The organism is Paractinoplanes polyasparticus (assembly GCF_019710575.1).
GTDB classification, from domain to species: domain Bacteria; phylum Actinomycetota; class Actinomycetes; order Mycobacteriales; family Micromonosporaceae; genus Actinoplanes; species Actinoplanes polyasparticus.
This window is the reverse complement of the sequence record NZ_JAHWFK010000001.1, coordinates 356,522-376,443: the sequence shown is the minus strand read 5'-3', so window position 1 is coordinate 376,443 and position 19,922 is coordinate 356,522. Positions and strand designations below refer to the sequence as shown.

General features: G+C 71.7%; 20 protein-coding genes and 1 pseudogene. 8 read left to right on the top strand and 13 right to left on the bottom strand.

The window, feature by feature from the left end:
- Positions 1–11 precede the first annotated feature (11 nt).
- The 3 genes from KXC43_RS01765 to KXC43_RS01755 are packed head-to-tail and all read right to left on the bottom strand — an operon-like array spanning position 12 to position 2,328.
- Entirely contained in the window at positions 12–671 is a 660-nt protein-coding gene (locus KXC43_RS01765) for an ABC transporter permease (RefSeq protein WP_221374071.1), read from the bottom strand.
- Positions 668–1,318 carry an ABC transporter permease gene (locus tag KXC43_RS01760; protein ID WP_221374070.1) on the bottom strand — a complete coding sequence of 217 codons (651 nt, stop codon included), beginning with the start codon at positions 1,316–1,318 and terminating at the stop codon, positions 668–670. The genes KXC43_RS01765 and KXC43_RS01760 overlap by 4 nt, the downstream gene beginning before the upstream one ends.
- Positions 1,318–2,328 carry an ABC transporter ATP-binding protein gene (locus KXC43_RS01755; protein WP_221374069.1) on the bottom strand — a complete coding sequence of 337 codons (1,011 nt, stop codon included), beginning with the start codon at positions 2,326–2,328 and terminating at the stop codon, positions 1,318–1,320. The genes KXC43_RS01760 and KXC43_RS01755 overlap by 1 nt, the downstream gene beginning before the upstream one ends.
- A gap of 115 nt (positions 2,329–2,443) precedes the next feature.
- On the opposite strand from KXC43_RS01755, the gene KXC43_RS01750 reads away from it, so the two are divergent.
- On the top strand, positions 2,444–3,898 hold the full coding sequence (locus tag KXC43_RS01750; protein WP_221374068.1) for an aromatic amino acid lyase: 1,455 nt from the start codon (positions 2,444–2,446) through the stop codon (positions 3,896–3,898).
- On the opposite strand, the gene KXC43_RS01745 is transcribed toward KXC43_RS01750, so the two are convergent.
- Complete coding sequence (locus KXC43_RS01745) at positions 3,865–4,359, bottom strand: cysteine dioxygenase (protein ID WP_221374067.1); 495 nt, start codon at positions 4,357–4,359, stop codon at positions 3,865–3,867. The two genes, KXC43_RS01750 and KXC43_RS01745, sit on opposite strands and share 34 nt — an antisense overlap.
- Positions 4,356–5,249 (bottom strand): amidohydrolase family protein, encoded by an 894-nt coding sequence (locus tag KXC43_RS01740; RefSeq protein ID WP_308128923.1) that lies wholly within the window; start codon positions 5,247–5,249, stop codon positions 4,356–4,358. Before KXC43_RS01740 ends, KXC43_RS01745 begins: the two co-directional genes overlap by 4 nt.
- Before the next feature lie 218 nt (positions 5,250–5,467).
- Between KXC43_RS01740 and KXC43_RS01735 the strand changes: the two genes are divergently transcribed.
- Positions 5,468–6,451: a LacI family DNA-binding transcriptional regulator gene (locus KXC43_RS01735; RefSeq protein ID WP_221374065.1), complete on the top strand. Its 984-nt coding sequence runs from the start codon at positions 5,468–5,470 to the stop codon at positions 6,449–6,451.
- Here KXC43_RS01735 and KXC43_RS01730 read toward each other — a convergent pair.
- Both KXC43_RS01730 and KXC43_RS01725 read right to left on the bottom strand, forming a co-directional pair.
- Positions 6,448–7,908 carry an aromatic amino acid lyase gene (locus tag KXC43_RS01730; RefSeq protein ID WP_221374064.1) on the bottom strand — a complete coding sequence of 487 codons (1,461 nt, stop codon included), beginning with the start codon at positions 7,906–7,908 and terminating at the stop codon, positions 6,448–6,450. The two genes, KXC43_RS01735 and KXC43_RS01730, sit on opposite strands and share 4 nt — an antisense overlap.
- Complete coding sequence (locus KXC43_RS01725; protein ID WP_221374063.1) at positions 7,905–8,918, bottom strand: ornithine cyclodeaminase family protein; 1,014 nt, start codon at positions 8,916–8,918, stop codon at positions 7,905–7,907. Before KXC43_RS01725 ends, KXC43_RS01730 begins: the two co-directional genes overlap by 4 nt.
- A gap of 29 nt (positions 8,919–8,947) precedes the next feature.
- On the opposite strand from KXC43_RS01725, the gene KXC43_RS01720 reads away from it, so the two are divergent.
- Entirely contained in the window at positions 8,948–9,793 is an 846-nt protein-coding gene (locus tag KXC43_RS01720; RefSeq protein WP_308128922.1) for a MurR/RpiR family transcriptional regulator, read from the top strand.
- A 3-nt stretch (positions 9,794–9,796) separates the two neighbouring features.
- Here the strand turns inward: KXC43_RS01720 and KXC43_RS01715 are convergent, their stop codons facing one another.
- Positions 9,797–10,459, bottom strand: coding sequence for a hypothetical protein (locus KXC43_RS01715; protein WP_221374062.1), 663 nt, complete (start codon positions 10,457–10,459; stop codon positions 9,797–9,799).
- Positions 10,460–10,571: 112 nt separating this feature from the next.
- Here KXC43_RS01715 and KXC43_RS01710 point away from each other — a divergent pair, with 112 nt between their 5' ends.
- Positions 10,572–10,925, top strand: a complete 354-nt coding sequence (locus KXC43_RS01710; RefSeq protein ID WP_308128921.1) for an STAS domain-containing protein — start codon at positions 10,572–10,574, stop codon at positions 10,923–10,925.
- Positions 10,831–11,148 carry an FAD-dependent oxidoreductase gene (locus KXC43_RS52550; RefSeq protein WP_308128920.1) on the top strand — a complete coding sequence of 106 codons (318 nt, stop codon included), beginning with the start codon at positions 10,831–10,833 and terminating at the stop codon, positions 11,146–11,148. Before KXC43_RS01710 ends, KXC43_RS52550 begins: the two co-directional genes overlap by 95 nt.
- On the opposite strand, the gene KXC43_RS01700 is transcribed toward KXC43_RS52550, so the two are convergent.
- From KXC43_RS01700 to KXC43_RS52540, 4 genes are all read right to left on the bottom strand, one after another.
- Positions 11,120–12,637 (bottom strand): S1 family peptidase, encoded by a 1,518-nt coding sequence (locus tag KXC43_RS01700; protein ID WP_221374060.1) that lies wholly within the window; start codon positions 12,635–12,637, stop codon positions 11,120–11,122. The two genes, KXC43_RS52550 and KXC43_RS01700, sit on opposite strands and share 29 nt — an antisense overlap.
- A gap of 131 nt (positions 12,638–12,768) precedes the next feature.
- Positions 12,769–14,436 carry a thiamine pyrophosphate-binding protein gene (locus KXC43_RS52545; protein WP_221374059.1) on the bottom strand — a complete coding sequence of 556 codons (1,668 nt, stop codon included), beginning with the start codon at positions 14,434–14,436 and terminating at the stop codon, positions 12,769–12,771.
- Positions 14,433–15,206 carry a cyclase family protein gene (locus KXC43_RS01690; protein WP_221374058.1) on the bottom strand — a complete coding sequence of 258 codons (774 nt, stop codon included), beginning with the start codon at positions 15,204–15,206 and terminating at the stop codon, positions 14,433–14,435. Before KXC43_RS01690 ends, KXC43_RS52545 begins: the two co-directional genes overlap by 4 nt.
- 264 nt (positions 15,207–15,470) lie before the next feature.
- Positions 15,471–16,763, bottom strand: a complete 1,293-nt coding sequence (locus KXC43_RS52540; RefSeq protein ID WP_221374057.1) for a vanadium-dependent haloperoxidase — start codon at positions 16,761–16,763, stop codon at positions 15,471–15,473.
- A gap of 489 nt (positions 16,764–17,252) precedes the next feature.
- Between KXC43_RS52540 and KXC43_RS01680 the strand changes: the two are divergent.
- Positions 17,253–17,641: pseudogene (locus tag KXC43_RS01680) on the top strand (transposase); the annotation flags it as partial.
- A 97-nt stretch (positions 17,642–17,738) separates the two neighbouring features.
- Here the strand turns inward: KXC43_RS01680 and KXC43_RS01675 are convergent.
- Positions 17,739–18,347, bottom strand: coding sequence for a flavodoxin family protein (locus tag KXC43_RS01675; RefSeq protein WP_221374055.1), 609 nt, complete (start codon positions 18,345–18,347; stop codon positions 17,739–17,741).
- A gap of 173 nt (positions 18,348–18,520) precedes the next feature.
- Here KXC43_RS01675 and KXC43_RS01670 point away from each other — a divergent pair, with 173 nt between their 5' ends.
- Complete coding sequence (locus KXC43_RS01670; RefSeq protein ID WP_221374054.1) at positions 18,521–18,772, top strand: type B 50S ribosomal protein L31; 252 nt, start codon at positions 18,521–18,523, stop codon at positions 18,770–18,772.
- 74 nt (positions 18,773–18,846) lie between these two features.
- A complete protein-coding gene (locus KXC43_RS01665) occupies positions 18,847–19,779 on the top strand; it encodes an NADP-dependent oxidoreductase (protein ID WP_221374053.1) in 933 nt (310 codons plus the stop codon).
- The last annotated feature ends 143 nt before the right edge of the window (positions 19,780–19,922 follow it).

Genomic DNA, 19,922 nt, shown 5'->3' with positions numbered 1-19,922 from the left:
CAAAGAACCTTTCATCGGGATACCCGGAGACCGGGCGAGACGATCCAGCGCTGCGCGAACGCCAGAACCAGATCGAGCAGAACGGCCAGCACCGCGACGACAATGGCGCCGGCCAGCACACGGGAGTAGTCGTTGACGGCCAGACCGTCGATCAGCAGGCGGCCCAAGCCGCCCAGGCCGACCGCGGCGGCCACGGTCGCCGTGGCGACGACCTGCAGGGTGGCGCTGCGGAAGCCGCTCATCAGCACCGGCAGCGCCATCGGCAGCTCGACGCGGGTGAGCACCTGCCAGGGCCGCATGCCGACCCCGCGGGCGGCGTCGACCACCTGGGGGTCGAGGGAGCGCAGCCCGGCGTACGCCGAGGTCAGGATGGGCGGGATGACCAGGACGGTCAGGGCGATCAGCACCGGCAGCAGGCCCAGCCCGAGCAGGGTCACCATCAGCATCAGCAGGCCGAGCGTCGGCAGCGAGCGGCCGGCGTTGCCCGCGTTGATGGCGATGAACGAGCCGCGACCGGTGTGCCCGATGTAGAGGCCGACCGGCAGCGCGATCACCGTGCCGATCGCGAGCGCCAGAATCACGTACCAGAGGTGGGAGAGGAGCAGCTGCGGGATGCTGCCCGAGGCGCCGAGGTCCCAGTGCGCCGCGTCGAACAGGTAGGAGAGGTTCACGCCCGGCCTCCTTGGAAGCGGGTCCACGGCGTGACCGCTCGCTGGATCAGCACGATGGCCAGGTCGGCGACGCCCGCGAGCAGCACCGAGAGGATGACGCCGACCAGGATCGGCTCGAGGTAGAAGAGCTGGAAGCCGCGGGTGAACAGCTGCCCGAGACCGCCCACGCCGATCAGCGCGCCCACGCTGACCAGGCTGATGTTGGCCACCGTGGCGACCCGCAGGCCGGCCAGGATCACCGGCAGGGCCACCGGGAGCTCGACGTCGATCAGGCGGCGGAACCGGCGGTACCCCATCGCGGTGGCCGACTCGGTGATCAGCCGGTCGACCGAGCGCAGGCCGTCGGCCACCGTACGGGCCAGCAGAGCGACGGTATAGATGGTGAGCGCCACGACGATGTTGATCGGCGACAGGATCTTCGTGCCCAGCACCACCGGCAGGAACACGAACAGGGCCAGCGACGGGATGGAGTAGAGCACCCCGGCCACGTTGACCAGCGGGTGGTAGAACCGGGGGAAGCGGACGCCCAGATAGCCGATGGGCAGCGCGATGGCGAAGCCGAGCAGCACCGGGAGCAGCGCGAGCCAGATGTGCTGGCGGAGCGCGGCCAGCACGGTCTCGGAGTTGTTGGACAGGTAAGTGATCATCAGCCGCGCCGCGCCGCCAGGTAGTCGGCCAGGTCGTGGTGGGGCGTGATGCCGTCGGCCTTCCCGTCGGCGTCGACCCGCACGGCGATGCCGACCGGCGACAGGATGGCCAGGTCGGCCACCAGCCGCAGCGTGTCGGCGCTGGTGAACGTGCCGCCGGTCGGCCGCACGTCGTCGGCGCCCGTCCGCCAGCCCAGCGGCCGGCCGGCCTCGTCGACGACCAGTTCGGCCGGCACGGGCTTCACCGGCAGCTCGGCCGCGGTGTCGAAGGAGAGGCTGCGCAACCCGCGGTCGCGGCCCACGAACTCGGCGACGAACTCGTCGGCCGGGTCGGAGAGCAGCTCCTGCGGGGTGCCGATCTGGGCCACGATGCCGCCCTGGCGGAAGATCACCACCAGGTCGCCGAGCTTGATGGCCTCGTCGATGTCGTGCGTGACCATGGCGATCGTCTTGCCCAGGTCTTTCTGCAGGCGCAGGAACTCGCGGTGCAGGCCCTCGCGGACGACCGGGTCCACCGCGCTGAACGGCTCGTCCATCAGCATGATCGGGGGGTCGGCGGCGAGCGCCCGGGCCACGCCGACGCGCTGCTGCTGCCCGCCGGAGAGCTGGGCCGGGTAGCGCTGGGCGAACTCGGGCGCCAGGCCGACGCGCTCGAGCAGTCCGAGGGCGGCGGCTCGGGCCTCACGCCGGGTCTTGCCGAGCAGGACCGGCACGGTGGCGACGTTGTCGAGGACTGTGCGGTGCGGGAAGAGGCCCGCGTGCTGGATCACATAGCCGATGCCGCGCCGCAGCAGGGCCTCGTCCTGGCCGGCGACATCTTCTCCGTCGATGAGCACGCGACCCGAGGTGGGACTGATCATTCGGTTGATCATGCGGAGGGAGGTGGTCTTTCCGCAGCCTGACGGCCCGACGAACACCGTAGTTTTACCGGTGGGGACTTCGAGCGAGACGTGATCGACTGCGGTGCCGCCGCCGGGATAGACCTTCACGACGTCATCGAATGTGATCATGGCGCTCCAGGCTAGCGATTGAATACCGCTATTCATACTTCAGGGGTAGTGAATAGGATGTCAACGGCCCGGGGGAGCCCGTTACGGGTCCGAAACACGGTGATGGTGGGGCGTTATGCAGGTAGAACGACTCGACGGCCGCAGCCTGACAGTGGCCGCGCTGCTGGCCATCGCCTCCGGCCGGTGCGGGGTCGAGGTCGATCCGGCCGCGCTGCGCCGGGTCGAGGGGCGGCACGCGCGTCTGCAGCAAGCGCGCGCGCAAGGCGCAGTCTATGGGGCCAACACCGGCGTCGGCGCCAATCGGCACGAACGCACGGCCGACGACGAGGAGCGCGGGCTGCGGCTGCTGCGCAGCCACTGCGCGGCCGTCGGACCGTTGGAGGACGACATCACCGCCCGGGCGATGATGGCCGTCCGGCTCAACCAGATCCTGGCCGGCGGCTCCGGCGTGTCCCGGCAGGTCGCGGAGGCGCTGGCCGCGGCGCTGCACGACGGCGCGGTGCCGGTGATCCACTCCTGGGGCGCGATCGGCACCGGTGACCTCGCCGCGCTGGCCGAGCTGAGCCTGACCCTGGCCGGCGAGCGGCCGTGGCGTGATGCCGGGCCGGTCACGACATTCGGGGCGACCGACGCGCTCCCGATGATCAGTTCCAGCGCCCTCACGGTGGCGACGGCGGCGCTGGCCCTGGACCGGGTGCAGAGCCAGTTGCGCGCGTCCGTGGTGGTGGCGGCGCTCAGCTTCCTCGCCCTGCGGGGCAACCCCGAGGCGTACGACGTGACGGTGCACCGCAACCGCGCCCACCCCGGCCAGGTGGAGGTGGCGCGACTGCTCAGCCGCCTGGTGGCCGGCGGCGTGGCCCCGGTGCGCATTCAGGACCCGTTCGGCCTGCGGGTGCTGCCTCAGGTCACCGCGCCCGCCATCCACGCCGCCCGGACGCTGGACGACGCCATCACCGCCGAGATCAACGCGGCCGTGGAGAACCCTCTGGTCACTTCGGACGGCGTGCGCCATCACGGGCAGTTCCACACGGCGACGCTGGCGTCCCAGCTCGACGCGGCGCGCGGGGCCTTCCTGCCGGTGCTGTCGCTCTCGACGGCGCGGCTGGGCCTGCTCATGCGGCCCGACCTGACCGGCCTGCGGGCGTTCCTGGCGGCCGGGCCGGCGGGCAGCTCCGGCCTGATGATCAGCGAGTACGTCGTCCAGGACCTGCTCACCGAGATCCGCGTCGGCATGACCCCGACCGCGGCCGGCACGCTCAGCATCTCGCTCGGCCTGGAGGAGCACGCCAGCTTCGCCACCCAGGGCGCCCGCTCGCTCCGCACGATGACCCAGCTCGCGCCGACCCTGCTGGCCGCGGAGCTGATGGCGGCGGTGCGCGCGCTCCGGATGGCCCCGGGCCGGCTGACCGCGGGGCCGTTGCGGGACGCCTTCGAGCTGGCCTCCGAGGCGATCGACCCGTCGGAGGACGACCGGCCGCTGGGCGCCGACCTGGAACGCGCGGCCGACCTGCTGCCCCGGCTCGGCGCGGTGCTCGACTACTCGTCGATGGGCCTGAGCTCGTCGGCGTAGCTGACCGCCCGGCGGCGCAGCACGCCCGAGCGGCTGATCGAATACTGGCCCATGCGCCACAGCGGCGGCGAGTACGCGTGGATCGACACCGAGCCGTCGACCGCGCCGCCCATGCGGTGGATGTGATCGGGCCCGAAGGCGAACGTGCGCCCGGCCCCGACGACCCGGGTGACCGGCTCGCCGCCCATGCGCGGGGTCGCCTCGGTGACCGCGCCGCGGGTGACGGCGACCGCGCCCGAGGACGTGTCGTGGTCGTGCCAGCCGGTGTCGTCGGCGACGTTCCAGCAGAGCACCCACACGTCGATGTCGCTGTCGCGGTAGACCGAGGCGTAGTGCCGCCCGCCCGTGTCGTGCCGCACCAGGTGTTCCCACATCTCGGGGCGGGCGGCGAAATCGCTCACCCAGCGCTTCAGTTCCTGCGTGTCGAGGACGCGACCGGGCGGAGCCGGCAACACGGTCATGGGAGCCCTCCTGTGAGAAAGCGGTGCGGGTTGGCGTGGAACAGGGCATGGGTGAAGGCCGCGCCCAGACCGGGGTCGACGGCTTCGGCGTACGGGCGGTCGGAGCCCGAGACGAGCGGGTCGACCCCGACGACGCGGGTCATGGCGTCGATCGCCCGGGTGCCGTACGACGAGGTCTCGTAGAAGACATGGGGGTCGAGCGCGCCCAGGGCGCCGCCGCGCGCGGCGAGTCGTTCGTGGTGCAGCGGCGCGAGGCCGGCCAGCGCCACGAAGCCGATGCGCAGGCCCGGATGCTGCCGGCGGCCGGCGACGTGCCAGGCCAGCCAGGACTGGTGCAGTTGCGACACGTACGGGACCAGGGCCGGCCACCAGGCGGGCAGGCCGGGATCACAGGCGGGGGCGGGGCCGGGGTGTACGAGCACGGGTTTGCCGGCGCGTTCGGCCTCGGTGAGCAGCGGCCCGACGTGCGCGATGCCGGCCGGGTCGGCCAGCGCGGTGGCCGGCAGCTGCAACCCGGCCACCCGCTCCTCACGCAGCACCTTGGCCAGGCCGTCCGGGTCGAGCTCGGTGACCGGCGCGGCCGCCCAGACGTGGAACGGCTCGCCCAGCTCGAGCGCGCTCTCGTGCCAGAGGTCGATCAGCTCGGCGCCGTCGTGGGCGGGCAGGTGCTCGATGCCGAGCGGGCTCGACAGCGACACCAGGACCCGCGACCGGCCGTCCCGCAGTTCCTGGTGGCGGCGGCGCTCGACGTCGTGGTGCCCGGGATCGCACTCGTACGGGTCTTCGCCGGGCAGATGCAGCGTCCAGCCGCGCAGGTAGGGGAGGGCTTCGCGACGACGAAGCGCCTCGACCAGGCGCGGCGGCCACAGATGCTGGTGGCAGTCGATCACCGTTGGCCCTCCTCGCGGCATAGGGAAGCGCTTCACTCGTCGGCACAAGTGAAGCGCTTCCCTCCCCGGATGGCAATGTGTTCCCGGGCACCGGGACGAGCCGCCTGTGGACCACTCGGCGGCGTAGTCGGCCGCGAGAACTGACGGGGGCGCTGTCCCCGGGCGGGTGGGCCGGCCAGGGGGCGTAGGAGGGAGCCGGCCGGTGTTACTGTCGGCCGGTGTCGAGGCAGCCCGGTCGGCGGACGCTTCAAGACCTGGCCACCGCGGCAGGCCTGTCGCTGGCGGCCACCTCGTACGCGTTGCGGGGTTTGCGCGGCTCGCCGGCGACGATCCAGCGCGTCCGGGAACTGGCCGACGAACTGGGCTACACGGTCGACCCGATCGCGCGGGCGCTGGCCTCGGGCCGTACGGGATGGGTCGGGGTCTCCGGCTCGCTGCGGGATCTCTGGCAGCAGGACTTCTCGGTGCTGCTCACCCGGGCCCTGCGCCGCGAGGGGCGGTTCGCGACGATCGCCGACGCCGATGCCGACCCGGAACTCGAGCGCCGCATCGTCGAACAGTTCGCGGCCCAGCGGGTCGAGGGCGCGCTCGTCTCGCCGGTCGACCCCACGGCCGACTACTGGCGCCTGCTCGACCCGTCCGTCGCCGTCGTGTCGATCGGTGACGCGCTGCTCGGGCGTCCGGGCTCCAGCAGCGTGCTCTTCGACAACGAGCACGGCGTACGGACAGCCTTCGCCCACCTGGCCGAGCTGGGCCACCGGCGGGTCGGCCTGCTCGCGCCCGCGCTGCCCTCGACCCCCGGCCGGCCGGCGCAGCTGCTTGCGTCCGCCATCGCCGAGACGCTCGGCATCGAGCTGGTCGCCATCGCCGCGCCCGCCGCCACCGCGGACGCCGTCGACGTGGTGTCGTCGCTGCTGACCGCCCGCGACAGGCCGACCGGCGTGTTCTGCCTCAGCGACTCGCTGGCGTTCGCCGTCTACCGGGCCGCCCGCGACGCCGGCCTGCGCATCCCGGACGACCTGTCGGTCGTCGGCTACGACGACCACCAGCTGGCCGTCCTGGTCGAGCCCGGCCTGACCACGATGGCCTGGGACGAGGACGCGATCGTGGCGGCCGCGGTCAAGCAGCTCGACTCACCCGGCGGGGCGCCCCTGTTCCGTCCCGAGCTGGTGGTTCGCGGCTCGACCAGCGTCCCGCACTAAGCAGGTTCGGTGGCCGGGCCCGGACGTGTCCCGGGCATCGAGCCGCCGGCCAGGAGCGAGATGATCCGGTCGAGGTCGCGGCCGAAGGGGCGGTCGGCGGTTCCGTGAGGCAGGGCAGCGTCGATGTCGTCGAGCGCGGAACTCGGCGGGGCGCCGAGGCGCTGCGCCTGGACCACGGCGAGCAGTTCGCAGGCGAGGACGTCGCGCAGGCCGGTGAGCACCTCGTCCAGGCATTCGGCGGCCTCGAAGCCGAAGCTCTGCACGTCCTCCTGACCCAGCGAGGTCTCGATGGCGCCGGTCAGCGCCGGAATCGCGAATCGCCGCAGGCGGTGGGTGACACCGGCGGCCCGCTTGTGAACGGCAGCCATGCCGGCGTGCAGGCCGGGGGAGTGGGAGAGCTGAGGCGCCAGGCCGGTGACCCGGGGGTCGAGCAGGCGGTGCAGGCGGGCCGCGCTCACCTCGGCCAGATGGACCAGGGCCGTGGTGAGCGCGCCGAGGGACGCGGTCAGGTCGGTGCCGGCGAATCCGAACGTGCCGACGAACTCGCCGTCGAGGTGGGCGGGGGAGTCGGTGACCGCGTTCAGGGCGCGGTCGACGGCTGCTTCCACTCCGGCGACGGCCCGCATCGCCACGGCCAGGGCGGGTGCGGTGACGCGGAACGACACGGGCGCCTGGAGCGCACCGGGCTCGGCCTTGCCGCGCAGGTCACGCAGGCTTTCCAGCACGGTGCGCAGCTCGTCGCTGTCGGCCAGGGCGGGCTGCAGGGGGTCGAGGCTGGCCCGGATCACCGTGTGCGAGGCGGCCGCGCCCACGACGACCTGGTCGATCAGCACCCGGGCGGCCGCGCTGCCGAGCACAGCCAGCCCGGTCAGACCGGGGACACCCTCCAGGAAGGCGATGCCCTCCTTGGGTCCGAACGACCTCGGCGTCAGATCCGCCGGGCCGGCGTCGACACTCCCGTCGGAGTCGAGGAACTGGCCGGCGCCGATCAGGGCCGCGCCGGCGTGGGCGAGCGGGATGATCTCGCCGGCGGCGCCGCTGCCCCGGGCCGGGATCGCCGGAACCACATCGGCGTTCAGCAGGTCGGCCAGCCGGCGGCACAGCTCGGGGGAGACGCCCGCGGCCGGGTCCAGGAACGTCCGGAGGCGTGCGGCGAGCACGGCGCGAGCCTGGTCGCGGCGTAGCCAGGGTGCGGAGCCGACAGCTCGGCCGATCATGAGGTTGTCCTGGTGGCGGCGCTGGGCTTCGGCGTCCAGGCGGAGGCCGGACATGGCGCCCATGCCGGTGTTCACGCCGTACACGACGCGGCCCTCGAGATCGGCCAGCGTGGACCGGCGGCTCCGGGTGAGGGCGCCCACGAGGTCGGGGGCGAGTTCGAGGTGGCAGGCGCCGCGGGCGACCGCGGCGATGACCGTACGGTCGAGGTCCTCCGGCCGCCCGATGATGACCTCGTTCATCGGTAGCGCAGCATCGTGCCCACGTCGGCGGCCTCGGCGCGGGTCAGGATGAGGTGGGCCAGGGCTACATCGAGGATCGACAGGCCGCGATGCCAGAACAGGATGCGCTCGTCGTCGCGCTCGCGGCCCGGCTTCTGCCCGCTGACGATCTCGCCGATCTGGGCGTACAGGCTCTGCTCGCTCAGCCGCCCGGTGTCGACGTGCGCCCGCAGGCTGCCGAACCGCCCCGACCGGGATTCGCGCCAGTCGTCGACGACGACCTTGTCCATGACGTCGAGCAGGTCGAGTTCCACCGCGCTGATCGTGCCGTAGGGCACCACGAACGCGCCGGGCTTCACGGCCGCCGTACGCAGAAGGGGTTCCGGCTTTTCCAGCCGCGACGCCTCGACCAGGATGTCGGCCCCGTCGAACGCCTCGTCGGCCGTCGCCACCGCGCGCACCGGCGTCGTCGTCACCTCGCGCAGCCGCGCCGCGAACGCCTCGCGCGACTCGGGCCGGCGGCTGGTGACCCGGATCTCCTCCAGCGGGAACAGGCTGTCGAGCATGGTGACGTTGGCGAACGCCGTGCCCCGGGCCCCGATGTGCCCGAGGATCTTCGAGTCCGGGCGGGCGAGGTGTTTCGCGCCGACGGCGGTCATGGCCCCCGTGCGCACCTCGGTGATCAGGGTGGCGTCCATGATCGCCAGCGGCACGCCGTTGGTCGGGTCGAACACCGTCATCAGTGCCAGTTCGCTGGGCAGGCCCTGCTGGTAGTTCGGCACGAAGTCGCCGACCACCTTGACCCCGCTCAGGCCGCGCTCGCCCAGGGTGTCGACGTGACCGCGCAACACGTTGAAGTGGCCGGCGCCGTCGTTGCGCGGCATCAGGTGGGTACGAGGTTCGAACACGGTCTCGCCCCGGCCGTGCGCGCCGACCACGTCCTCGACCGCGCCGATCACGTCGGCGGCGCCGAGGTTCAGGCCGTCGATGTCGGCGCCGTTGAGAAACCGGAGCCAGATCTGCTGAATCATGTCATGCACCATATAGCCTAGGTGTTTCAGTGTATTCAGCTTTCTTCCTGGGCGGTGTGGTGACCTTTCGCGCGGAGGACTGGTTGCTCGACCTCGCGCAGCGCCACCGCCTGTCGCCCAGCCAGCGCCAGATCGTGCAGCGGATGCTGGGCATGTTCCCCGACGTGGCGTTCCTGTCGACCATCGAGATCGCCGAGCAGGCCGGGGTCAGCCAGCCGACGGTGACGCGGCTCGCGACCGCCCTCGGCTTCGCGGGCTACCCCGAGTTCCGTGCCGCGTTGCGCGAGGTCGTGCTGTCGGCGCCGGTCGCCCCGCGGCACGGCGCCGTCGACTCGGTCGGGCAGGAGATCGACAACGTCACCGGCCTGCGGCGGGAGCTCGGCGGAGAGGCGATGGCCTCGGCCGTACGCCTGCTCGCCGCGACCTCCCCGCTCGGGGTGATCGGCCTGCGGGCCTCGGCGGCGCTCGCCGAGTATTTCGGCTACTTCGCGCGCCGGGCCCTGCCCGCGGTGTCCGTGCACACCGACGCCGGCAGCCTCGACGACGCCGTACTGCAACTGCACCAGCAGGGCGCCAGCGCGGTCCTCGTCTTCGCCATGCCGCGGTACCCCGCCGCCACCGTCGCTGCCGTCCGTCTGGCCCGGCAACTCGGACTGGCCACGGTGGTCGTCGCCGACAGCCCGCTCGTGCCGTTCGCCGACGAGACCGACGTGCTGCTGGTGGCCCCGGTCGGCACCGGCCTCATCTTCGACTCGCACGCCGCCGTCGTGGTGCTCGCGGTCAGCCTGCTCGACGCGATCGCCGGCACCGACCCGCAACGCACCCAGCAGCGCCTCGAGGCCCACGAGACGCTGATCGACCGCTGGGTCCTGTGACGCCTACCCGCACTTCTCGCCGGGGCCCGAGTCCCGCCAGACGAGCTCGAACCCGTCCCCCCGATGCTCGTAGCGGTAGAAGAGCTTCAGGTCCGGGCAGGCATGGGTGCCCTTCGGGCTCGTGCCGTACGCCTTCACCCCGATCATCCCGGCGTTGATGCTCAGCCCGGTGACCACGGGCTCGTCCTCCTTGTGCCGCTCGGCGAGCAGCGGCTCGCCGATCCTTTCCGGTCGCAGCGGGTCGGACGCCCCGTCGAACACCTCGATGGTGGACGGCCAGTACGAGGTCGACGCCTCGCACGTCCGCGCGACGATGGTCTCGGCGCGGCCGTCGCCCGTGACGTCTCCCTCGAGGATCTGCTGGATCTCGGCCCTCTGCCCCCGGTTGGGGCAGGCCTGCACGAGGCGGGCCCAGTTGGGTCGCTCGTCCGGGGTCCGGGGCGCCGATGTCGTCGTACGCACGGGAGTGCTCGTCGTGCGCACCGGCGTGGGCCGGGAAGTGGCGCCGGCGCCGGCCCCACCGGTGGCCGGGTTCTTGCCGAAGCCGCTGTCCGCACCGGCCGTTGTCGCCGGCGCCGCGTCGCGGGCCGTGGTGTCTCGTGCGCAGCCGGCCGTGGCGAGAACGACGACCGCCGCCAGCAGTGCCGATCCCCGTTGGATATCCATGCCGGTCACGCTACGGAGAGTCGCGGAAACTCTGATCCCCCATTGATGCCAGCTCGCAGCCATCGGCTGGGTGGTGGATGTCCGAGTCGCGGAAGCGTCCTATGGTGATCGCGTGAGTGAACAGCCGGTGACGACTGGCGGTTCCGCGCCCTCCGGCGTGGTCGAGGCGCGCACCGCCGACGACGGCAGCGTGACAGTCCTGCTGCGGGGCGGCCTCGGCCCCGAGTGCGCGGACGAGCTCCGCCGGCTGGTCGTCCGGACGGTCCGGCGGGTCCGGCCGTCGCGCCTGATCGTCGACCTGACCGAGGTCGTCACCCTCGACCCGATCAACGTGGGCACGCTGATCGCGGCCTGCCTCCTCGGCGAGGACCATGCCGTCACCGTCCTGCTGGTCAATCCGGGGCCCGAGCTCGCGTACCGTCTCGCGCTGGCCGGGGTGCCCGAGGCGTCGGTCATCCGACGCTGACCAGGGACTGAGCCCCGCGCGAGCCTACGCTCGGCGGATGGATGTCGCTGTCGCCGGCGCCGGGCCGGCCGGACTGTTCTGCGCGGTGGCGCTCGCCCGCCGCGGGCACCGGGTCACTGTGGTCGACGGGCGGGAGCTGGCGAGGGGCGCTTCGGGGAGGCGCGCGGGACCCCACGCGCCTCCCGGGACGACTGCTACCAGACCGGCGTCCACGCGGCGCTGAGGCCGCCCTGCTTGACCTTGGCCGGGCCATCGACCATCACGACACCGACGCGGCTGCCGCTGACCGACAGGTGCCGCACGTTCCACTCCTCGTTGACGAAGTTGTTGGTCAGCGCGCCCTCCTTGACCTGCGCCACCTTGGCTGTGGTGAGCACGCCGACCCGGTCGTCGTTGAGCACGAGCGACGCGACGCCCGTGGTCGCCTGGGGCGTCCAGAGGGCACTCAGACCGCCGTCCTTCACCCGTGCGCCGCCGGCCGTCGTGACCACGCCGATCCGGGTGCCGGACAGCGCGAGCTGCCTGACGCCGGTCAGCTGGTCGATCCAGTCGGCGGACAGGCCGCCCTCCTTGACTTTCGCGACGCCCGCCGTGGTGAGCACGCCGACCCGGTTGTCGGTCACGGCGACCTGCTGGACGTTGCTGTGCTCGTTGATCCAGCCGGCGGACAGGCCGCCCTCCTTGACCTTGGCGACGCCGTCGTTGGTCACCACGCCGATGCGGTTGCCGCTGAGCGCGAGCTGCTTGATGTTGACCTCCGCGCGGACGAAGTTGGCGGTGGTGGCGCCCTCCTTGACCCAGGCGACGCCGTCGTGGGTGAGCACGCCGACGCGGTCGGCCGCGACCACGATCTCCTTGGCGTTGGGCTCCAGCACGGTCCAGCTCGTGCTGAGGCCACCCTCCTTGACCCGGGTGCTGTAGTCGCCCGCGAGCACGCCGATGCGGGTGTCCGTGACGGACACCTGCAGGGCGTTCGGAATCGGGGCGTTGGCCGCGAACCACGAGGCGAGGTCGTCGACCCGGGTCTCCACCGCGTCGCGGCGGGTCTCCGTCTCCTTCAGGCAGCCGCCCTGGTACGACGCGTGGTGCAGGCCGACCAGCTCGTAGCCGGCCGAGGTGCGTCGCAGGACCGGGCCCCCGGCGTCGCCCTTGCAGAGGGTCGACTCACCCACCGCGGCGATGTCGAGCGTGGCCGCGCCGACCGCGGTGACGGTGAAGTCGCCGGTGTGCAGCGCGTCGGGAACCCACGTGCCGGCGGTGCGGCCGTACCCGGCAGCGACCAGTGTGTCGCCGGTCGCGGGCGGCGTCGTGCCGATCTTCACGGTGGTGGCGCCGAGCGCCGCGTCGGCCAGCCGGGCCAGCACGAGGTCGCGCTCCGGGTGGGGCACGATCTTGTCGACCGTACGGACGTGGCCGCCGCTCTTCGTCAGATCGAGGCGCCCGATCGTGGCCGTGGTGGCCAGCGGGGGAGCGCCCGCGGTGACCGTGCCGAAGCACGACTTCGCGGTCGCGACCCACCAGCGGTTGACCAGCACGCCGGAGCAGCCCTTGGCCGTGTCGCCGAGCGACAGCTGGACCGAGAAGGCGAGCGCCGGATCGGTGGCCGCCGGGCCGTTGACGGCGTACGCGGCGCCGGCCCCCGAAATCGAGGCGGCGCCCAGCAGCGCCGCCCCGAGAAGCGCAGCCCGTCGCCGGGCATGCGGAAGTTTCATGGATCTCCCCGTTCGTGATGCACGGCTCTGATCCAGAACCGTGAATGTGTAGGTATCACGACCGGGGGTGATCGCGCTGTCCCGGACCGCGTCCGGGGCCTGGTGTGATCTATGGCATAGGCAGTTCTCGATCAGTGGCCGCGGAAGGCCTCCTCCAGCCACCAGGACGGACGGCCCGCGGCGACCTTCGCGTCAACCAGCATCGGCACCGCGCGCGGGCCGGCCAGCCACTCGGCGACCGGGGCCAGGTCGCCCGGGTGCCGCACGGTCACGGCCGCGCAGCCGTACCCGCGGGCGATCGCCGCCAGGTCCGTCTCGGGGAACACGACGGTCGTGAGGGGGTGGCCGTGGGGGCCGAAATGGTGCACCTCGGCCCCGTACGCCTCGTCGTTGTAGACCACGATCAGCAGCCCCAGGCCGAGCCGCCGCACGGTTTCCAGCTCGGCGATGCTCATCAGGAACCCGCCGTCGCCGCAGGCCGCCACCGGCACCCTGTCCGGTGCGGCCAGGGCGGCGCCGAGCGCGGAGGCCAAGCCCAGGCCGATCGACTGGAACGCCTGGGTGAAGCAGAACCCGCGGTGATCCGGAACGGACAGGTACGTCGACGGATAGCCCATGAAGTTGCCGGAGTCGACGGCCACGACGCGCTCGCGCGGGATCAGGTCGTCGAGGGCGATGCTGAGCGTCCGTGGGTCGATGTGGGTGGCGTCGCCGTCGTCGTCGTACGACACGTCCCGCCACCGGCCCGCGGCGACGATCCGCTCCAGCACGTCCGCTGTGCGGTAACCGGCCTTCTCGCCCGGCACGACGGGGAAGCGCGAATCCCCCGTTGCCGGCGGCACGTCCAGCACAGCCCGGGCGGTGGCGGCCGCGTCCCCGGTGACGCCGAGATCGATGCGGTGGTGACCGCCCAGCGCAGCCGGATCGAGGTCGACCTGCACGATCGTCGCGGCGTCAGCCAGCAGGGCGCCGTGGCGGGTGGTCCACATGTTCAGCGACGCGCCCCACGCCACCACGACGTCGGCCCCGGCGATCAGCTCGGCGGCCAGGGGCGTCGCGAACCCGCCCGAAACGTCGAGGCTCCACGGGTCACCGGCGAACAGCCCGCGCGCCACGGCCGAGGTGGCGAGCAGCGCCCCGCTCCGGGCGGCCAGCTCCTGCAGCGTCTCCTTGGCGTCGAGCGCGCCGCGGCCCGCGATGAACACCGGCCGTTGCGCGTCCGCGAGCAGGGCGGCCAGCTCGGTGACGGCCTCGTCCGACGCGCGCGGCGGCGTGATGCGGGTGGCGGCCGGGGGCTCGACGGGCTCGGCCGGCGCGGCCTGCACGTCCAGGGGCAGGTTGAGGACGACGGTGCGGCGCTGGGTTAGGGCCAGGCGCCACGCGCGTACGGTGTCGACGACGGCGGTGGCGGCGCTGTGCACCCGCTCGCTCGACGCACCCACGGCCACGGCCAGCGCGTCCTGATCGACCCGGAAGTTCGAACGCAACGCCGAGGCGGCCGGCTCTGCGGCCAGCACCACCAGCGGCGTACGGCTCTTGGCCGCCTCGGCCAGACCGGTCATCGCGTTCGTCAGGCCACACCCCTGGTGCACGCTGACCACGCCGACCTGCCGCGACACCCGGGCGAAGGCGTCGGCCGCGGTGGCCGCCCCACCCTCGTGCCGGGTGGCCACGAAGCGGACGCCGTGCGCGACCAGCGCGTTGGTCACGTGGAAGTTGCCGCTGCCGACCACCCCGAACACGTGCGTCGCGCCCAGCCCGGCCAGGGTGGCCCCGACCACCTCGGCGACTGTGGTCACCGCTCGACCAGGGCCAGCACGCGGGTGGGGCTGCCCGAGCCGCCGACGATGGGCAGGGGCGCGGCGACCACGACCGCGCCGGTGGGCGGCAGCACGGCCAGGTTCTGCAGCTGGGTGAGGCCGTACTTGCCCGCCCCCAGCACGTACGAATGGCAGGGGAACGCCGGGTCGAAGCCGAACGCCTGCCCCGCGTCGGTGCCGACGGTCTCGACGCCCACCCCGATCACCGGGGCCTCGTCGGCCAGCCACTTCGCACACTCGACCGAGATGCCCGGCGTGTGCGGGCCGGTGTCGTCCGCGTTGAGATAGTCGGACTGGCTGGCGGAGCGAGCATCCCACCCCGTACGCACCAGAAGCCACCCACCGGCCGGAAGCGCCCCGTGCGTGCCCTCCCACTCGCGTACGTCGGCGATCTCGAGCAGAAAGTCGTGATCGTCGGCGACCCGCGCCGACACGTCGATGACGGCCGCCGGCGCCACCAGCTCCATCGGCGGAACCTGCGACACGTCCTTGCCGTCCCGGGCGGTGACCCAGTGCACGGGAGCATCGAAATGCGTGCCCGTGTGCTCCCCGGTGTGGATGTTGTTCCAGTACCAGGCGGGCCCCCGATCGTCGTACCGGCTGATCTCCTCCAGCCCGAACGTGACCGTGTTGGCGAACGGCGGCGGCAGCTGCAGAATCGGCGTCTCGCTCGACAACGGAGCCGTGAGATCCACAACCTCCACCGCCCCGGTCCGGACCGCGTCCACGAGCTGGTTCAGGATGCCCATAGCTACTCCGCCCTGTGATCATCGCCGCAACGCCAGCAGACTACGACGCCCCCGGTCAGCCGTCCACGGCATGATCAATCCCGGTCGATACCATGCCGCTCACCGAGAGTCGCCGTCGACTGGCTGCCCGCGCTCACCGGCGATGTCAGCCTGCGGGACGACGCTCAAATCATCGAGCTGACGGCCTGATTGACCCGACCAGGACCCACCCGGCGGGCGGTCCGCCGCGGGGACGATCGGGCGGTCGATGTGGTGCGCACGTCGTCAGCGCACGGGCTGCAGGGAGTGGTTCACCGTCCAGTCGCCAATCTGGACGCCGTGGGCTATGCCCGCGTTGACGGCTTTCCGGAAATGGAAGCCGACCAGGATGCGTGACAGTCCATTCTCCGCCGATGCTCGGCTGAATGAGGTGTACCGCCGCAGGACAGGTGACGCATCGGTGCAGGTCTGCCCGGCAAGCAGCGTGTAGCTGCACGCCTCGAAGCCGATTCGGTCGCTGCCGAAGAATCGCTGGAGCACCTGTGCCGCCGCGCCGCCTTCGACACTGTGGCCGGAGTCGTAGTCAGGAATCGGTGGCGTTATCATCAATGGCGTCCAGGTAGGGTCGGGCACGGTTCTCGGATTGCCGTCGTTGGCCGCGTTCCGGATCGCCGTCACCGGACGCCAGAAGTTGTACGCCTGGTATTTGGTGTTGAATGTGGCCACGTAGCCGTCCGCGAGCGCCATGTTCAGAAGGCCGAAGAGGCGAGCACTTTCCCATAGATCCAGCTTGCCGGCGGCGACGGATCGGGCGATCCGGTTCCAGCGCAGTGGTGAGCTCTCCACCCAGAAGCGGGCTATCTCGGTCTGGTCGGCGGTGCGCGCGCTCGGGGTGGTGACGCCGTCGCCTCCCAGGCGCTTAACCTCGAAGAAGTCCCTGGCGTACCGCTGCGACGTCAGCGCGTACGGCGGACCCGGCCGGAATTGGACAGCTGTCCTCAGGACGAATGGGGTGACGTCGCCCCAGCCGGGTGCGAACGCGAAGTCGTTTCCGGGTGTGAACCGGTACTCGCCCGGCCGCGAGCCCTGCGGGTACGCCGTGTCGAACAGCTGCGTGTCCGACCCGTCGCCGGTCCTTGCCGTGAGGATGGCCGCGGCAGCTGCGCGCCCCGCGGCGATCCCGCGAGTCTTGGCCGAACCACCGGGAATGCTGTTGATGGCGGCCGCATAGCGCGCCTCCACTCCGTCGACGACCTTCGCGCTGCTGACGCAGTCCGCGAACGGCGCCGGTAGCTCCCGCAGAAGCGGCACGAGCACGTTGCGCGCGGCGGCAGCCACCGCGGCTTCCGGCGACGCCCCGCGCGCCTGTCCGCGGAAGGCGTAGGGACGTGAGCGGCGGTCAATCGCATTCAAGGCGTCGTTGACGGCGATATGAGTCATCGCATACATGCGGGATTCGTGGAGTGGGTTGTTCGTCGGAGCCAGGCAGGCGCCGAGCGCAGCCGTCGCGGCAATGTCGTTCCACGCGATGACCGCCGATCCGTCTGAGGATTTCGCTGCCGGGCCGGCGTGAGCCACGCCGCCTACCGCGATTAGTAGAAGCGGCGTGGATAAGGTAACCGTCCATCTCCGAAAAGTGGAATACATGACGACCCCTCCTGGCGCCGCCTCGCCGAGAGATCGTATACACGGTGAGCACGGTCGCCGCAAAGTCTCTTGATACGCCGAGGCGCCGGTGAGGTCAAGGCGCGCGCTATGATCTGTCTTTCGCTCATCCGATCGGACGACCCGACGCATCAAAAGATATGGCCGAAAAAATGCGCGCAAAGGCGCTGAAGTCGGCTGCGTAGTCGAAGCGACTCTGCGCGGCAGACGCCGCCGATCTCCCGGCCGGCCCAGGCGCCAATAGTCCGCCGAAAATTGCCGCATCCGGGCCCGGACCTTCGCCGCGCCACCGCGATGCGCCGCAACTGGGCGCCGCCAGAACCACCGGACCGGTGCTCAACCTGTCCGTCCCTTGTAGCGCAGAAGCAGCTACAGGGTACCGGTACCCGTCCGAAGGTCTTCGCCACCGGCACCGGTCACGGCGGCGGCTCCATCCAGTTCGTGGAGGTCCGGCACCGCGTCCACGCCCGCGTCGAGGACCGGATCCGCACGGGTAAAGCCACCGGGTGCGGCCGGTTCCCGTCCCGGCAGTTCGCGATCAACGCTGCGTGGCTGGAACTCGCCCTGACCGGTATCGATCTGCTCGCCTGGACCCAGCACCCTGCTCCTGGACGGGCTGTGGCGGTCGCGGAGCCGAAGAAGCTGCGTTACGGGCTGCTGCACGTCGCTGCGAAACTCACTGGCACCGCCCGCACCACCACCCCCCGCGCATCGCCGAACGCTGGCCCTGGACCGACCAGCTGATCACCGCGTTCGACCGACTCGCAGAACTACCCGAACCCGTTACCTGACAACGGATCTCGGCCCATACACCACCACCAAGGACCACGGAGCAACCCGGCCTACGGCCGGGCTAGCCCCGCCGCCCGGGTCGATGAGATCCCCGCCTCAGCCGGCGGCGTAGGGCTTGTCGGCGAGGATGCGGGCGAGATGAGCCGTGTTGGCGGCGAGATCCTTGACGGAGGCGCCGGTGGTGTCGGGCTTGGGGCCGGCGTCCTTGTAGTCGACCTTGCCCAGGGCCTCGCCCACCCAATAGGCGGAGCCGGCGGCGGGGATCGTGAAGCCGACGTCGTTCAGGGCCTGGATCACCTCGGCGATGACGTGGTGGGCGCCGTCCTCGTTGCCGACCACGCCGACCACGGCGACCTTGTCGTACATGGAGGGGCGGCCCCGGGCGTCGGTCTCGGAGAGCTCGGCGTCCAGGCGTTCCAGCACCATTTTCGCGACGCTGGAGGGCTGGCCCAGCCAGATGGGGGTGGCGATCACCAGGATCTGGGCGGCGAGGATCTTCTCGCGTACTGCGGGCCAGCCGTCGCCGTCGCCCTCGTCGGTGGAGACGCCGAACTTGACGTTCCGGTCGGCCACCCGGAGCAGCTCGCCGTCGACGTCGTGGTCGGCGAGGGCGTCCAGGATCTGGCGGCCCAGCAGGTCGCTGCTGGACTCCTCGGCGCCTGATTTCAGTGAGCAGCCCAGCACCAGGGCACGCAACGTCGTCATGCCTCGATGCCTGCCCGATCTTGGTGGGGTCAAACCGTCCGGAGGGCTCCCTGTGGCGGGAGCGCACGGCCGGAAAGGGGCCGTGACCAGCACCTCAGTGTGCGACACGAACTCGGAAATAACGGGGGTGCCGGCGTGGTTGAGACCAACGCACTCCCCAGGAGGACAGAGACATGAAGAACGGCATCCACCCCGCCTACAACACCGTCGTCTACCGTGACCGGAACGCCGACTACGCGTTCCTCACCCGGTCCACCGAGACCAGCGAGAAGACGGTCGAGTGGAGCGACGGGAACACCTACCCGGTGATCGATGTGCAGATCTCGGCGGCGAGCCACCCGTTCTGGACGGGCCGCACCCGGGTCCTCGACACCGCGGGCCGCATCGAGAAGTTCCGCAACAAGTACGCGAAGTTCGCGAAGTAACGCTTCTCACCAACGCCCGGCGTCCTTGCGACGTCGGGCGTTTTTTATCCGCCTGGTAGGGCAAAATGCCCCTCATGAGGGCAATCGCGCTGGACGAGTTCGGTGACGTCGACGTCATGACCCTGCGGGAGCTTCCCGACCCGCCGGTCGGGCCCGACACGGTCCGGATCCGGGTGCGGGCGGTCGGCGTCAACCCGGTCGACCACGGGATCCGGGCCGGCTACCTCGAAGGCGCCTACCCTCACCACTTCCCGCTCATCCCCGGCTGGGACGTGGCCGGCATCGTCGACCGGGTCGGCCCGGCGGTCACCCGATTCGCGCCCGGCGACGAGGTGATGGCGTACGCCCGCAAAGAAAGTGTGCAGGCCGGCACGTACGCCGAACTGGTCTCGGTGAACGAGCGGGCGGTCGCCCACGTGCCCGCCTCGATGACGCTGGTGCAGGCGGGCGGCCTGCCGCTGGCCGGTCTGACCGCGCTCCAGGCCCTGTCGGCCATCGGAGTCAGCCACGGCGACGTGGTGCTGGTGCACGCCGCGGCCGGCGGAGTCGGCCACCTGGCGGTGCAGATCGCCCGCGCGGTCGGCGCGGCCCGCGTGATCGGTACGGCGTCCCCCGCCAACCACGACTTCATCCGCAGCCTGGGCGCCGAGCCCATCGAGTACGGCGACGATCTGCCCAAGCGCCTGGCCGACCTGGTCGGCGGCGACGGCCGGGTCGACGCGGCCGCCGACTTCCACGGCGGCGAGGCGCTCACCCAGAGCCCGTCCCTGGTGCGTCACCCGGTGCGCCACTGCTCAGTGGTCGATACCGCAGTGAAGGAACAGGGCGGCCGGTACGTCTTCGTCCGCCCCGACGGGGCCGAGCTCAGCACGCTGGGCGCCCTGGCCGCCAACGGCCGCCTGCGGGTCCACGTCTCCCGCGAGTTCCCGTTCACCGAGGCCGCCGCGGCCCACCGCCTGATCGCCGACGGTCACGTGAAGGGCAAGCTCGTCCTCACCGTCGACTGACGCCGGGATCCTCCTGCTTGCCCCGAGCTGGCCTCGCCTCCGGCTGCGCGTTCGCTCGGGGTGCGCGTTCGCTCGGGGTGCGCGTTCGCTCGGGGTGCGCGTTCGCTCGGGGTGCGGCTTCTCTCGGCGTGGCGATTTCGCTT

Coding starts and splice junctions, on each gene's coding strand:
- KXC43_RS01690 (WP_221374058.1), bottom strand. CDS start 15,206: ATGGGCATCCTGAACCAGCTCGTGGACGCGGTCCGGACCGGGGCGGTG.
- KXC43_RS52550 (WP_308128920.1), top strand. CDS start 10,831: ATGCCGTCACCGTCCTGCTGGTCAATCCGGGGCCCGAGCTCGCGTACC.
- KXC43_RS01725 (WP_221374063.1), bottom strand. CDS start 8,918: ATGATTCAGCAGATCTGGCTCCGGTTTCTCAACGGCGCCGACATCGAC.
- KXC43_RS01755 (WP_221374069.1), bottom strand. CDS start 2,328: ATGATCACATTCGATGACGTCGTGAAGGTCTATCCCGGCGGCGGCACC.
- KXC43_RS01745 (WP_221374067.1), bottom strand. CDS start 4,359: ATGACCGTGTTGCCGGCTCCGCCCGGTCGCGTCCTCGACACGCAGGAA.
- KXC43_RS01665 (WP_221374053.1), top strand. CDS start 18,847: ATGAGGGCAATCGCGCTGGACGAGTTCGGTGACGTCGACGTCATGACC.
- KXC43_RS01670 (WP_221374054.1), top strand. CDS start 18,521: ATGAAGAACGGCATCCACCCCGCCTACAACACCGTCGTCTACCGTGAC.
- KXC43_RS01715 (WP_221374062.1), bottom strand. CDS start 10,459: ATGGATATCCAACGGGGATCGGCACTGCTGGCGGCGGTCGTCGTTCTC.
- KXC43_RS01750 (WP_221374068.1), top strand. CDS start 2,444: ATGCAGGTAGAACGACTCGACGGCCGCAGCCTGACAGTGGCCGCGCTG.
- KXC43_RS01675 (WP_221374055.1), bottom strand. CDS start 18,347: ATGACGACGTTGCGTGCCCTGGTGCTGGGCTGCTCACTGAAATCAGGC.
- KXC43_RS01730 (WP_221374064.1), bottom strand. CDS start 7,908: ATGAACGAGGTCATCATCGGGCGGCCGGAGGACCTCGACCGTACGGTC.
- KXC43_RS01760 (WP_221374070.1), bottom strand. CDS start 1,318: ATGATCACTTACCTGTCCAACAACTCCGAGACCGTGCTGGCCGCGCTC.
- KXC43_RS01700 (WP_221374060.1), bottom strand. CDS start 12,637: ATGAAACTTCCGCATGCCCGGCGACGGGCTGCGCTTCTCGGGGCGGCG.